Source organism: Ancylobacter sp. TW_SC_1 (assembly GCF_056836805.1).
Genome location: NZ_CM166365.1, coordinates 181,214 through 194,786 on the forward strand (window position 1 = coordinate 181,214; position 13,573 = coordinate 194,786).

Genomic DNA, 13,573 nt, shown 5'->3' on the forward strand with positions numbered 1-13,573 from the left:
GCAAGGACATGCCGAACTAGGACAACTACACTGACCTAGTCCGGTGGAGCCCCCCTCCGCCGCCGCAAGGATCCGGAGGCGCGTCATGGCATTCGTCGCAGACACGTTGACTCCCCTGGTCTCGCGCACCGCCGTCAGCATGCGCCCGGTCGCCCTCGCCACACCGGCGCGCCTCGCGGCGCTGGCGCTGGCCGGCGCCGCGCTGCTGTGGTCCGGCAATTTCCTCGCCGGGCGCCTCGCCGCCGACATCGTGCCGCCGGCCACCTTCTCCGCCGCCCGCTGGATGCTGGCCTTCGCCCTGCTCCTGCCCTTCACCGGCCGGGAAATTCTCGCCCGGCGCGCCGAGGTCGCGCGCCGCTGGCCGCTCTGGCTCGCCTGCGGCGCGCTCAACATCGCCGTGTTCACCGTGCTGATCTATGCCGGCCTCGCCCATACCAGCCTGGTCAACGGCTCGATCATCGGCGCGGCGGCGCCGATCCTGGTCGGCCTGTTCGGCTGGCTCCTCCTCGCCGAGCGCACCAGCGCCCGCTCGCGCCTCGCGCTCGCCGTCTCCACCGCCGGGGTCGGGCTGATCGTGCTGCGCGGCGACCTCGGCACGCTGCTCCGGCTCGACCTGCACGGCGGCGACGTCCTGCTGTTCCTCGGCATCGCCGCCTTCGCGCTCTATGCCGTGCTGCTGAAGCGCTTCCCCTCGCCGCTGTCTCCCGCCGCGGCGCTGACGGTGAGCATTCCCTTCGGCCTCATGGCGCTGGCCCCGGTCGCCGCATGGGAGATCGCCACGCTGGAGGCGGGCACGCGCGCCGGCCAGATCGGCGGCGAGATCGGCGGCCTGGCGCTGCTGGTGCTTTACGTCGGCAGCCTGCCGACGCTGGGCTTCGTGCTGTGGGCGCGCGGCGCGGGCACGCTGGGGCCGACGCGCGCGGGCCAGTTCCTGCAGCTCATGCCGGTCTTCGGCGCGGGGCTCGGGGTCGGCCTCATCGGCGAGAGCCTGCACCCCTACCACGCGCTCGGCTTCGCCCTGGTGCTCGCCGGCCTCGCCCTGCGCGACCGGCGCCTGCCGCAGGGCGCAACGGCCTGACGGGACGATGCAGCCCCTCGCGCGAGGGGAAGCCGACAATATCAAAACACCTCGATCCGTGCCAACGGACGCACTCTACGCTTGCGTACGATGCAACCATCGATAAAGCTTCCCCAACGCGAATGACCGTCCTGTGCCATTCAGCGACAGGCTCGGGTCTGGATCGGGGGCACGATCGATGACGTACAGCTACGCAGGCAGTGCGTTTGCCGTCCCGGTGCGGAATGGCTCGGCGACCTCGACGGTCAGCGTCCTGGCCACCGGCAATCAGGATGTCGACGGACTTCTCATCGGCACGGCGTGGGCAACGACCTCGCTGAGCTTCTCGTTTCCCACCAGCGGAAGCCAGTACGGGTCCTATGGCGCCGAAACCTCGACGTTCCAGTCGCTGACGCCACAGATGCAGACGGCCGTGCGAGCGGCGCTGGCACAATATGCGGCCGTCTCCAATCTTTCCTTCACGGAAAACGCCGCCAGTCCGGGGAGCGCGACGCTGCGCTTCGGCATGTCGAACGAGGCCCAGCCCACCGCCTATGCCTATTACCCGAGCGCCCACTATACCGGCGGTGACGTGTGGTTCGGCACGCAGACCGGGTCGAGCGAGATGCGCTTCCCGACCAAGGGCAACTACGCCTACCACTCGACCCTGCACGAGATCGGCCATGCGCTCGGCCTCAAGCACGGCCAGGAGTCGGGTGGTCCCGGCAACACGGCGATGACCTACGCTCATGACAGCATGGAATTCTCCATCATGACGTACAAGTCATATGTCGGGAGTCCGGGCACTGGCTACAGCAACGGTTCGTGGGACTTCGCCCAGACGCTGATGATGTACGACATCGCGGCGATCCAGGAGATGTATGGCGCCGACTTCACGACCAATGCGGGCAACTCGGTCTATAAGTTCTCGTCCTCGACCGGCGAGATGTTCATCAACGGCGTCGGCCAGGGCGCGCCGGGCGGCAACCGCGTGTTCCTGACGGTCTGGGACGGCGGCGGCACCGACACCTACGATTTTTCCAACTACACCTCCGGCCAGTCGATCAGCCTCGCCCCCGGCGGATGGTCGCTGATGTCGAGCGCGCAGCAGGCCTATCTCGGAGACGGCAACTACGCCCGCGGCAACCTGTTCAACGCGCTGCAGTATAACGGCGATACCCGCTCGCTGATCGAGAATGCCATCGGCGGCTCGGGCAATGATTCGATGGTCGGCAACGCTGCCATCAACACGCTCAACGGCAGGGCCGGCACCGACCACATGTATGGCGTCGGCGGCAACGACGTCTACATCGTCGACAATGCCGGCGACATCGTCGACGAGAGCCTCGCCGGCTCGAATGGCAGCGACCGGATCTATGCCTCGGTCAGCTTCAGCCTGTCGGACACCGTCCATATCAAGGGCAGCGTCGAGCACCTCATGCTCACCGGCAGCGCGGCGATCAACGCCACCGGCAATGCCGTTGCCAATCGGCTGGTCGGCAACACCGCCATCAACGTCCTCGACGGCAGGGCCGGCATCGACCACATGTCCGGCGTCGGCGGCAACGACGTCTACATCGTCGACAATGCCGGCGACATCGTCGACGAGAGCACCGCCGGCTCGAATGGCAGCGACCGGATCTATGCCTCGGTCAGCTTCAGCCTGTCGGACACCGTCCATATCAAGGGCAGCGTCGAGCACCTCATGCTCACCGGCAGCGCGGCGATCAACGCCACCGGCAATGCCGTTGCCAACCGGCTGGTCGGCAACGCCGCCATCAACGTCCTCGACGGCAGGGCCGGCATCGACCACATGTCCGGCGTCGGTGGCAACGATGTCTACATCGTCGACAATGCCGGCGACATCGTCGACGAGAGCACCGCCGGCTCGAACGGCAGCGACCGGATCTATGCCTCGGTCAGCTTCAGCCTGTCGGACACCGCCCATATCAAGGGCAGCGTCGAGCACCTCATGCTCACCGGCAGCGCGGCGATCAACGCCACCGGCAATGCCGTTGCCAACCGGCTGGTCGGCAACGCCGCCATCAACGTCCTCGACGGCAGGGCCGGCGTCGACCACATGTCCGGCGTCGGCGGCAACGACATCTATGTCGTCGACAATGCCGGCGACATCGTCGACGAAAGCATCGCCGGCTCGGGCGGCAGCGACCGGATCAGTTCCTCGGTCAGCTTCAGCCTGTCGGACACCGCCCATATCAAGGGCAGCGTCGAGCATCTCGTGCTCATCGGCAGCGCGGCGATCAATGCCACCGGCAATGCGCTCGCCAATACGCTGATCGGCAACGCCGCCGCCAACGTCCTCAACGGAAGAGCTGGCAACGATGCAATGACCGGCGGCGCCGGCAGAGACATATTCGCCTTCAACACGGCCCTGAACGCGACAAGCAATGTCGACGCGATCAAGGACTTCGCGGCAGTCGACGACACGATCTGGCTGGACGATGCCATCTTCACCGCCGCCGGAGCGATCGGGGCGCTGGCAACGAACGCGTTCTACATCGGTGCCGCCGCGCACGATGCGAACGACCGGATCATCTACAATTCCTCAACGGGCGCCCTGATGTACGACTTCAACGGCTCCGGCTCCGGCGGGGCGATCCGCTTCGCCCAGCTCGGCACCGGCCTCGCGCTGACCGCCGGCGACTTTCAGATCGGCTAGCGGTCCGCGAATCCCACGCGATGCATCGGCGCGCGGAAGGCATTTCTGCGCTATGCTGCCGGGCCGATATTGGCCGGGAGACCTCGTCGCCGTCGATGCGGTTCACGTCCTGATTGCCGACCTCGCCATTTGAAGTATCGCCGCGCCATGAACGCCCTGCACCCGGCCAGTTCGGACTCGCACTCCACGGTGCTTCGGAGAGCCTTCGCCAGCTGCCGGGCGGCCTTTGTCGGCGTCGGGCTGTTCTCCTGCCTGATCAACATCCTCGGCATGACCGGCCCGCTCTACATGCTGCAGATCTACGACCGGGTGCTGCCTTCCGGCAGCATACCGACGCTCATCGGCCTGACGATCCTGATGGTCGGGCTCTATGTGGCGCTGGGACTGCTCGAATTCATCCGCTCCCGGCTGCTGATCCGCATCGCCAACCGGCTCGACCGTCTGCTCCAGCGCGACGCGTTCGCCGCTTCGCTGGCGGTGCCGTTGCAGGCGGGCCCGGAGGGCCAGCGCATACAGCCGATACGCGATCTCGACCAGATCCGGGGCTTCCTGTCGGGCACCGGACCCGGCGCCTTCTTCGACCTGCCGTGGCTGCCCTTCTATCTCGCGCTCATCTATGTCCTGCACCCGCTCCTCGGAGTGCTGGCAACGGCGGCGGCGGTGCTGAGCGTGGCGCTCACCCTCGTCGCCGACCGCCTCGCGCGCAACCCGACCAAGCGCGCCACGGCGTCGCTGGTCTCGCGGCAGCAGGATGCGGAAGCGGCGCGGCGCAATGCCGAAGTGGTCCGCGCCATGGGGCTCGTCGACCGTTTCGGCCGGCGCTGGAGCCGGCGCAGCCAGCAATTCCTGCGCGACCAGCAGAGCGTCTCCGACGCGATCGGCGCGACCGGCGCGGTGTCACGCACGCTCCGCATGATCTTCCAGTCGCTGATCCTCGGCGTCGGCGCCTATCTGGTGGTGACGGGCCAGGCTACCGGCGGCGTGATCATCGCCTCCTCGATCGCCCTGAGCCGCGCCCTGGCGCCGGTGGACCTCGCCATCGGCAACTGGCGCGGCTTCATCAGCGCGCGGCAGAGCTACGCGCTTCTGTCCAGATCGCTCGAGACCTTCGCCCGCTGGCGGGAGACCATGTTGCTGCCCCGCCCCAGGACGAGCCTCGAGGTCCAGGGGCTGAGCGTCGCCGCTCCGGGTACGCAGAAGGCGATCATCGCCAATGTCAGCTTCTCGCTGACGGCCGGGGCGGGGCTCGGCATCATCGGCCCGAGCGCCGCCGGCAAGTCGACCCTGCTGCGGGCTCTGGTCGGCATATGGACCGCCCAGCGCGGCTCCGTGCGCCTCGACCATGCCAGCCTCGACCAGTGGAACGCGGAGATCCTCGGGCGCGACATCGGCTATCTCCCGCAGGACATCGAGCTGTTCGAGGGCACGATCGCCCAGAACATCGCGCGCTTCCAGGAGGATGCCGATCCCCGCGCCATTCTGGCGGCCGCCGATGCCGCGGGCGTGGATTCGATGGTGCGCCGGCTTCCCGACGGCTTCGACACGCAGATCGGTCCGAACGGCCTGGCGCTCTCGGCCGGCCAGCGCCAGCGCATCGGCCTCGCCCGGGCGCTGTATGGCGAGCCGTTCCTCGTCGCGCTGGACGAGCCCAACTCGAATCTCGACGCGGATGGCGAGGTGGCGCTGGCCGCCGCCGTGCTCTCCGTGCGCCGGCGCGGCGGCATCGTCATCGTCGTCGCGCACCGGCCGTCCGCCCTGGCACATCTCGACCAGCTGCTCTTCATGAACCAGGGCATGGCCCAGGCCTTTGGCCCGAAGGCCGAGGTGCTGGCCAGGGTGACGCAGCCGGATGCCGCCGACGCACCCGCGGCCCAGGCCGCCGCCGAGGAGAGGATGAATGGCGTACAGCCCGCCTAGGCGCTCCCCCGGACCACGGTCGTCCCATGCTTGACATGACGGGAAAGCTCCCGCCCGACCCTGCCCATCGCGACGTGGCGGAGGCGTCCGAGGAGGATGGAATCCGCAGCACGCTGCTGATCGGGCTGGGCATCACCCTGCTGCTCGTGGCGGGACTTGGCGGATGGGCGGCCCTCACCACCCTGTCGGGCGCGGTGATCGTGCCGGGTACGGTCGTGGTGCAGAGCAACGTCAAGCCGGTGCGCCATCAGATCGGCGGCATCGTCGACGCGATCAAGGTCCGCGACGGCGACCTCGTGGCCGCCGACGACTTGCTGATCCATCTCGACGAGACGCTGACGCAGGCCAATCTGCAGATCATCAAGCAACAGCTCGACAGCGCCGTCGCCCGCGAAGCCCGCCTGAACGCGGAACAGCTCGGACGGGCGGAGGTGGCGCTGCCGGACGCCTTCGCCGGCCGCGGCGACGATGCCGACGTCGTCGCCGCCATGACCGGCGAGCGCATCTTCTTCGAAAGCCGCCGCAAGGGACTGGCCGGGCAGAAGGCGCAGCTGCGCGAGCGCGCGGGACAGCTCGATCGGCAGATCGAGGGGCTCGAGGCCCAGCAGCGCGCCATCACCGAGGCCGAGGGCGTCATGCGCCGGGAACTGGCCGGCGTCGAGAAGCTCTACGCGCAGAACCTCGTCTCCATCGACCGGCTCAGCGCGCTGCAGCGCGAGGCCGCCAGACTGCACGGCGAGGCCGGCCGGCTGATCGCGGCGGTGGCGGAGACCGAGGGCCGGATCACGGAGACCGAACTGCAGATCCTCCAGCTCGAGGAGGCCATGCGCACGGAGGTGATCCGGGATCTGCGCGAGACCGAAGGGCGCCGCGCCGAGCTGACCGAACGCAAGCTCGCGGCCGAGGACCAGCTCGCGCGCACCGACATCCGCGCGCCGCAGGCGGGTATCGTGCAGGAACTCGCCGTGCATGCGCGCGGCGCGGTCATCGCGCCCGGCGAAGTCGTCATGCAGATCGTGCCGGACAACGACACGCTGGTGGTGGAAGCGCGCATTCCCCCCCATGAGATCGACGACCTCAGCCTGAGCCAGCCGGTCCTCATCCGCTTCTCCGCCTTCGACATGGCCTCGACGCCGGAGTGCAGGGGCTCGATCCAGCGCATCTCCGCCGATCTGGTGCGCGACGCGCGAATCCAGATGCCGTTCTATGTCGCCCGGATCGGCCTCGATCCCGAGGACACATGCCTTGTCGGCTCCAAGACGCTGCTGCCCGGCATGCCGGCGGAGGTTCACATCAAGACCGGCGACCGGAGCGTGTGGTCCTACATGATGAAGCCGCTGCTCGATCAGCTGGCCCGGGCCTTCAAGGCCTGAGGCGGGGGCTCGACCGGCGGCGCCTGAAAAAAGCCGCGACGCGCGCGTTGATGGCCTGTTTCATCCCTCACGGAATCGCCTGCATGACCGATACACCGCGCACGCCGCCGGCCACGCCGAGCTTCGACATCGCCGCCGTCCAGAGCGTCCGCAAGCTGGTGCTCTACGCGCTCGGCACGGTCGCTGTCGGCGTCCTGCTCTTCGGCCATTCGGTATGGCCGGACGGCGACGAGTTCGGCCTCCACGAGATCATCGAACATTCCGGCCGCGCCCTGATGGCGGTCGCCATCGTCGGGCGCACCTGGTGCTCGCTCTACATAGGCGGGCGCAAGAAGGCGACGCTGGTCGATGTCGGCCCCTATTCGATGTGCCGCAACCCGCTCTACTTCTTCTCGTTCATTGGCGCGGCGGGCGCCGGCGCACAGTTCGGCAGCATCACCGCCGCCGTGGCGGCGACGCTCATCACCCTGCTGGTCTTCACCATCGTGGTGCGCAAGGAAGAGCGCTTCCTCTCCGAGAGGTTCGGCGAGCCCTATCTCGCCTACAAGGCACGGGTGCCGCGCTTCCTGCCGAACGTCTGGCTGTGGCGCAATGTCGATACGCTGGAGATCCGGCCGCAGCTGGTGGTGCGCACCTTCGTCGATGCCTGCGTCTTCCTCGCCGCCATCCCGCTGGCCGAGGGCATCGAGTTCGCCCAGGCGGAGGGCCTGCTGCCGATCCTGTGGACGGTGCCCTGAGCGGGACCGCTCCCGCGCGCATATCGCGACAAAGGTACGATACCCCTTTACCCGGTGTTTACCCTGCTCGACGGACATTGTGGACACACGAGTTCCGTTGCGTCCTGTACGAGTAGGGTTGAGCGTCCATGAAGGTGGTTCGTAGCGGGGAGGCCCACCGGGCTTCCCGATCCGGTGTCGCTCGCCCAGTCGGCCTGTCCTCCGAGCTTCCCCTCGACACCATTCTGCGCGGCGACTGCATCGCCGCGCTGTCGCGGCTGCCGGCCGCCTCGGTCGATCTCGTCTTCGCCGATCCGCCCTATAATCTCCAGCTCCAGGGCGAATTGAAGCGGCCCGACGACAGCCGGGTCGACGCGGTGGACGACGCCTGGGACAAGTTCGACAGCTTCGAGGCCTATGACGCCTTCAGCCGCGCCTGGCTGCTCGCCGTGCGCCGGGTGCTCAAGCCGAGCGGCACGCTGTGGGTGATCGGCTCCTACCACAACATCTTCCGCGTCGGCGCCATGCTGCAGGATCTCGACTTCTGGATCCTCAACGACATCGTCTGGCGCAAGACCAACCCGATGCCGAATTTTCGCGGCCGGCGCTTCACCAATGCGCATGAGACGCTGATCTGGGCGGCGCGCGAGCCGGGCGCCAAGGGCTACACCTTCAATTACGAGGCGATGAAGGCGGCCAATGAGGATGTGCAGATGCGCTCCGACTGGCTGTTCCCGATCTGCTCCGGACATGAGCGGCTGAAGGGCGAGGACGGCCACAAGGTGCACCCGACGCAGAAGCCCGAGGCGCTGCTGGCGCGCATCATCCTCTCCGCCTCGAAGCCCGGCGACGTGGTGCTCGACCCCTTCCTCGGCTCCGGCACCACGGCGGCGGTGGCCAAGCGGCTCGGCCGGCATTTCGTCGGCATCGAGCGCGACGCCACCTATGCCGACGCCGCGCAGGCGCGCATCGACGCCGTCGAGCCGCTGCCCGACCTCGCCCTCGCCACCGCGCCGACCGCCCGCGAGGCGCCGCGCGTCGCCTTCAATTCGCTGGTCGAGCGCGGCCTGGTGGCACCCGGCACCCTGCTCACCGATGCCCGCTTGCGGGTCCGCGCGCTGGTGCGGGCCGACGGCACGCTGTCGCTGGAGACCGCGCCGGGCCTCGGCCAGATCGGCTCGATCCACCGCGCCGGCGCCATGGCGCAGGGCATCGAAGCCTGCAATGGCTGGACCTACTGGCACATCCAGACCCGCGAGGGGCTCAAGCCGATCGACACGCTGCGCGCCGTGGTGCGCTCGGAAATGGCGATAGCGGCGGAATAGCACCGCGGACGGCGCGGCGTCACCGTCGCGCCAGGACCTTGCGCATGACGCTCGGGAAGGCCTCGGCGTCGAATCCCTCCGGCCGCACCCAGCGGTGCCCGGCGGGAGCGGCGACGGTTGCGGCAACATCCGCCCGCCAGAGCTGCAGCTCCAGCGCGAAATGGCTGAAGATGTGGGTCACGGACGTGTTGAGCGCCGTCCACGACGCTTTGAGCGGGGCGTGCGCCGCCGGGTTGGCCACCCCGCCCGGCTCCCACGGCGTCGAGGGCACCTCGCTCATGCCGCCGAGCAGCCCCTTGGCGGCGCGCGAGCGCACCAGCACCGCGCCGTCCGCCCGCACGGCGAGGAAGGCGATGCCCTGCCGCGTCGGCCGGGCCGCCTTGGCTGCCTTCACCGGATAGCGTTCCGGCTCGCCCTCGGCCCGCCCAAGACAGTCCCCCATCCACGGGCACAGCCCGCAGGCGGGCTTGCGCGGCGTGCAGATGGTCGCGCCGAGATCCATCATCGCCTGCGCGAAATCGCCGTGGCGCGCCTGCGGCAGCAAGGTGAGCGCCAGCGCCCTCAGCCGGCCGCGCGCCTTCGGCAGCGGTTCCTCGACGGCGAACAGCCGGGCGACCACGCGCTCCCAATTGCCGTCGACCGGCGCGGCGCGGCGGTCGAAGGCGATGGAGGCGATCGCCGCCGCCGTGTAGGGGCCGATGCCGGGCAGGGCGAGCAGCGCCTCCTCCTCGGCGGGGAAGCGGCCGCCATGGCGCGCGACCACCGCCCGGGCGCAGGCGTGCAGGTTGCGCGCCCGGGCGTAATAGCCGAGCCCCGCCCAGGCGGAGAGCACCTCCTCCAGCGGCGCGCCCGCCAGCGCCTCGACGCTCGGCCAGCGCGCGAGGAAGGCGTCGTAATAGGGCGTAACCGTCACCACGGTGGTCTGCTGCAGCATGATCTCGGAGAGGAAGACGCGGTAGGGCTCCTGCCTCCGGCCCGGCGCGGCACGCCAGGGCAGCTGGCGGCGGTGGCGGTCGTACCAGGCGAGCAGCGCCGCCGGATCGTGGCGCGCGGGAACGGCGACGGGAGGAACTGGATTGGCGGCGGCGGGCATGCGATCCTCTGGCTGACGCCCGCAAGGTGGCCGCATCGGCCGCCATGGGCAAGATGAGTTGCCGATGGCCCGACGCTCCACCCCGCGCCCGCTCGCCGACCTGATCGACGCGACCATCGCCGAGAGCTGCCGCCAGCGCGGCCTCGCCTCGGTCGAGATCGTCACCCGCTGGGCGGAGATCGTCGGCGAGGCGCTGGCGGCGCGCGCGCTGCCGATTAAGCTCGCCTGGCCGTCCCGCGCCGAGAGCGCCGAGCCCGGCGTGCTGCACATCCGCGTCGAGGGCGGCTTCGCCATCGAGCTGCAGCACGACGCCCCGGTCGTGATCGAGCGGGTGAACCGCTATTTCGGCTGGCGCTGCATCGGCCGGCTGGCGCTGCGCCAGGGGCCGGTGCCGCGCCCGCGCGCGCGCCGCGCCTTCGTCGAGCCGGATGCGGCCGAGCGCGGCGAGATCGAGCGCCGGCTCGACCGCGCGGTCGGCCCGTTCGAGGACCCCGCGCTCGCCGCCTCGCTCGCCCGGCTCGGCGCGCTGGTCGTACGCGACAAGCGCAGGCGCGCCGCCCCCGTTTTCACGCAGCGGTGACGTTGCGTTGCGCGCCGCACCGTTGCCATGTTCGCGCGCTGCCTGTAGGCGCTAGGCCTTACGAAGCCGGCGACGACGTCCGGCCGTCTTCTGGAGACCGACCATGATCGACCGCCGTCGCTTCCTCGAAGGTATCGGCACCCTCGCCCTCTCCGTCGCCGCCCTCTCCAGCTTCGGTGCCGGCTTCCTCGGTCGCGCGCAGGCGCAGAGCGTGGACACCGCCAAGCTGATGGCGCCGGGCGCGCTGCCCGACCAGGTGCTCGGCAAGGCCGACGCGCCGGTCACCATCGTCGAATACGCCTCGCTGACCTGCGGCCACTGCGCGCATTTCCACGAGACCACCTTCCCGGTGCTGAAGGAGAAGTACATCGACACCGGCAAGGTGCGCTTCATCCTGCGCGAATTCCCGCTCGACATCGTCGCCAAGGCCGCCTTCATGCTGGCGCGCTGCGCGGGCGAGGGCAAATACTACCCGATGACCGGCACGCTGTTCGAGACGCAGAAGAACTGGGCCTTCGGCAACAACCCGGCCCAGGCCCTGCTCGCCATCGCCAAGCAGAGTGGCATGACCGAGGACCAGTTCAACGCCTGCCTCAACAACACCAAGCTGGCCGGCGAGATCGACGAGGTCGCCAAGCGCGGCGCGACCGAATTCGGCATCGATTCGACGCCGACCTTCTTCATCAACGGCAAGAAGGTCGCCGGCGCCATGAGCCCGGAAGCCCTCGACAAGGAACTGGCGCCGCTGCTCGGCGGCAATTGATCGGCGCTTGGCGGGACCCGCGCGGGCGTCGCTCCCGCCGGCCATCGTCCCGCCGACCTCCGGCGCGCCCCGTCATAGCCCCGCACGGGCTGGCACGCTCGCCGCACCCGGCCAGACCTGACGACCCGAAAGCCCGGCCCCGAGCCGGGCTTTCCTTTTTGCCGGCGCACCACCGGCCGCCGCCCCGCCCGCTCATTCCGGCAGGACGATGCGCCCCGCCTCGTCGAACGGGAAGCCGGGATTGTGCGCGATCTCCCAGGGATGGCCGTCCGGATCGGCGACATAGCCGGAATAGCCGCCCCAGAAGGTCGGCTGCGCCGGCCTGAGCGCCCGTCCGCCGGCGGCAACGGCGCGGATCAGCGTCGTGTCGACCTCGGCCCGGCTCACCCGGTTGCAGGCGAGCGCGATGCCGCCGAACTGCCCGGTGCGGCCCGGCAGCACCCCGGCATCGGCGGCCAGTTCGTGGCGCGGATAGAGCGACAGCACCACGCCGCCGGCATCGAAGAAGGCGGCGCCCTCGGCCGCCTTCACCTGCCGCCGCAGGCCCAGCGCCTCGTAGAAGGCGACCGCGCGCGCCAGATCGGCGACGCCCAGCGTGACCAGCGACAGGCGCAGCGGCGGCCCGGCGCGGCGGAACGGCGCGGTGCCCGGCGGGCTCTCCGCCTCCTTCTCCATCCTTCCCTCCCTCGGTCGGTCGTCCATGATCCCGGCGCTCATGCCTCTTCCCCGAACAGCGACAATTGCTCGCCCGCCTTTGGCGGACGGTTGAAATGGCGGGTGGTCAGGCGCGTGTGGCGCCGATTGAGGCCCAGCCGTTCCGCCGCGATCTCGAAGCGCCGCGCCACGGTCCAGGCATAGGGCCCCGAGCCGGTCATGCGCTGGCCGAAGGTCGAATCATATTCGCGCCCGCCATGCAGCTCCTTCAGCAGCGAGAGCACATGGCGGTAGCGGTCGGGGAAATGCGCCAGCAGCCATTCCTTGAACAGGTCGCGGATCTCCAGCGGCACGCGCAGCATGACATAGCCGGCCTCGCCGGCGCCAGCGGCCACGGCGGCGTCGAGGATGCGCTCCAACTCCGCGTCGGTGACGGCGGGAATGACCGGCGCCACCAGCACCGCCGTCGGCACGCCGGCCTCGGAGAGCCGGCGGATGGCCTCGAGCCGGCGCGGCGGCGTGGCGGCGCGCGGCTCCATGATGCGGGCGAGCTTGTGGTCGAGCGAGGTGATGGAAAGCGCCACCTTCACCAGGCCCCGCTCGGCCATGGGCGCGAGGATGTCGAGGTCGCGCAGCACCAGCGCCGATTTGGTGACGATGCCGACCGGATGGCCGAAATCACGCAGCACTTCGAGAATGCGCCGCGTCAGCCGCCATTCGCGCTCGATCGGCTGGTAGGCATCGGTATTGATGCCGAGCGCGATGGTGCGCGGCTCGTAGCCGGGCCGGGAGAGTTCCTTCGCCAGCAGCTCCGGCGCGTCCGGCTTGGCGAATAGCTTCGTCTCGAAGTCGAGCCCGGCGGACAGGCCCTGATAGGCATGGGTCGGCCGCGCGAAGCAGTAGACGCAGCCATGCTCGCAGCCGCGATAGGGGTTGATCGAGCGGTCGAAGCCGACATCAGGCGAATCGTTGCGGTTGATGATGGTGCGCGCCCGCTCCACCGTGACGCTGGTGCGGAAGGGCGGCAGGTCGTCCAGCCCCAGCCAGCCATCGTCGAAACGCTCGCGGCTGTGCGGCTCGAAGCGCCCCGCGGCGTTGGAGAGCGCGCCGCGCCCGCGCCGGCGCTCGGCGTCGACCATCCAGTCGGGCGTGGGCGGCGGCGGCGCGGCGTCCATCTCCGACAGGGTGGAGACATCGCGACCGGCGGCGCTGCGCTCCTCCTCCCGCCGGGCGCGCCTCTCCTGCGCCAGCCGGCCCACATGCCGGGGGGCGGGAGGGGAGCCGGGGGCACCGGCGCGGGTCTCGGGAGGGCGGCGTTCCATGATGGATTCTCTAGCGCACTTATGAGAACATATCAAGAACATTGACTGAATTGCGACGGCCGGGCTGTACGCGCGCGGATGGGTGCTATAGGC

11 protein-coding genes are annotated in these 13,573 nt (G+C 69.6%); 8 read left to right on the forward strand and 3 right to left on the reverse strand.

What is annotated here, in order from left to right; all coding sequences use genetic code 11:
- Positions 1-85 precede the first annotated feature (85 nt).
- The 6 genes from AC1PZ7_RS00840 to AC1PZ7_RS00865 all read left to right on the forward strand — a co-directional run bounded on the left by AC1PZ7_RS00840 (position 86) and on the right by AC1PZ7_RS00865 (position 9,068).
- A complete protein-coding gene (locus AC1PZ7_RS00840) occupies positions 86-1,078 on the forward strand; it encodes a DMT family transporter (RefSeq protein ID WP_482357629.1) in 993 nt (330 codons plus the stop codon).
- 178 nt (positions 1,079-1,256) lie between these two features.
- Positions 1,257-3,737: a M10 family metallopeptidase C-terminal domain-containing protein gene (locus tag AC1PZ7_RS00845; protein WP_482357630.1), complete on the forward strand. Its 2,481-nt coding sequence runs from the start codon at positions 1,257-1,259 to the stop codon at positions 3,735-3,737.
- 147 nt (positions 3,738-3,884) lie between these two features.
- The gene (locus AC1PZ7_RS00850) at positions 3,885-5,654 is read left to right on the forward strand and encodes a type I secretion system permease/ATPase (RefSeq protein ID WP_482357631.1); all 1,770 of its coding nucleotides are present in this window, start codon (positions 3,885-3,887) and stop codon (positions 5,652-5,654) included.
- A gap of 26 nt (positions 5,655-5,680) precedes the next feature.
- Positions 5,681-7,027: an HlyD family type I secretion periplasmic adaptor subunit gene (locus tag AC1PZ7_RS00855; RefSeq protein ID WP_482357632.1), complete on the forward strand. Its 1,347-nt coding sequence runs from the start codon at positions 5,681-5,683 to the stop codon at positions 7,025-7,027.
- A gap of 83 nt (positions 7,028-7,110) precedes the next feature.
- Positions 7,111-7,764 (forward strand): methyltransferase family protein, encoded by a 654-nt coding sequence (locus tag AC1PZ7_RS00860; protein WP_482357633.1) that lies wholly within the window; start codon positions 7,111-7,113, stop codon positions 7,762-7,764.
- Between the two features lie 128 nt (positions 7,765-7,892).
- A complete protein-coding gene (locus AC1PZ7_RS00865; protein ID WP_482357634.1) occupies positions 7,893-9,068 on the forward strand; it encodes a DNA methyltransferase in 1,176 nt (391 codons plus the stop codon).
- Positions 9,069-9,087: 19 nt separating this feature from the next.
- Here AC1PZ7_RS00865 and mutY read toward each other — a convergent pair whose 3' ends face one another.
- A complete protein-coding gene (gene mutY, locus AC1PZ7_RS00870; protein ID WP_482357635.1) occupies positions 9,088-10,161 on the reverse strand; it encodes an A/G-specific adenine glycosylase in 1,074 nt (357 codons plus the stop codon).
- Positions 10,162-10,225: 64 nt separating this feature from the next.
- Here mutY and AC1PZ7_RS00875 point away from each other — a divergent pair, with 64 nt between their 5' ends.
- A complete protein-coding gene (locus AC1PZ7_RS00875) occupies positions 10,226-10,741 on the forward strand; it encodes a DUF721 domain-containing protein (protein WP_482357636.1) in 516 nt (171 codons plus the stop codon).
- Between the two features lie 103 nt (positions 10,742-10,844).
- Positions 10,845-11,504: a DsbA family protein gene (locus AC1PZ7_RS00880; RefSeq protein WP_482357637.1), complete on the forward strand. Its 660-nt coding sequence runs from the start codon at positions 10,845-10,847 to the stop codon at positions 11,502-11,504.
- 192 nt (positions 11,505-11,696) lie between these two features.
- On the opposite strand, the gene AC1PZ7_RS00885 is transcribed toward AC1PZ7_RS00880, so the two are convergent.
- Positions 11,697-12,221, reverse strand: coding sequence for a VOC family protein (locus AC1PZ7_RS00885; RefSeq protein WP_482357638.1), 525 nt, complete (start codon positions 12,219-12,221; stop codon positions 11,697-11,699).
- The gene (locus tag AC1PZ7_RS00890; protein ID WP_482359536.1) at positions 12,218-13,333 is read right to left on the reverse strand and encodes a PA0069 family radical SAM protein; all 1,116 of its coding nucleotides are present in this window, start codon (positions 13,331-13,333) and stop codon (positions 12,218-12,220) included. The genes AC1PZ7_RS00885 and AC1PZ7_RS00890 overlap by 4 nt, the downstream gene beginning before the upstream one ends.
- Between the last annotated feature and the right edge of the window lie 240 nt (positions 13,334-13,573).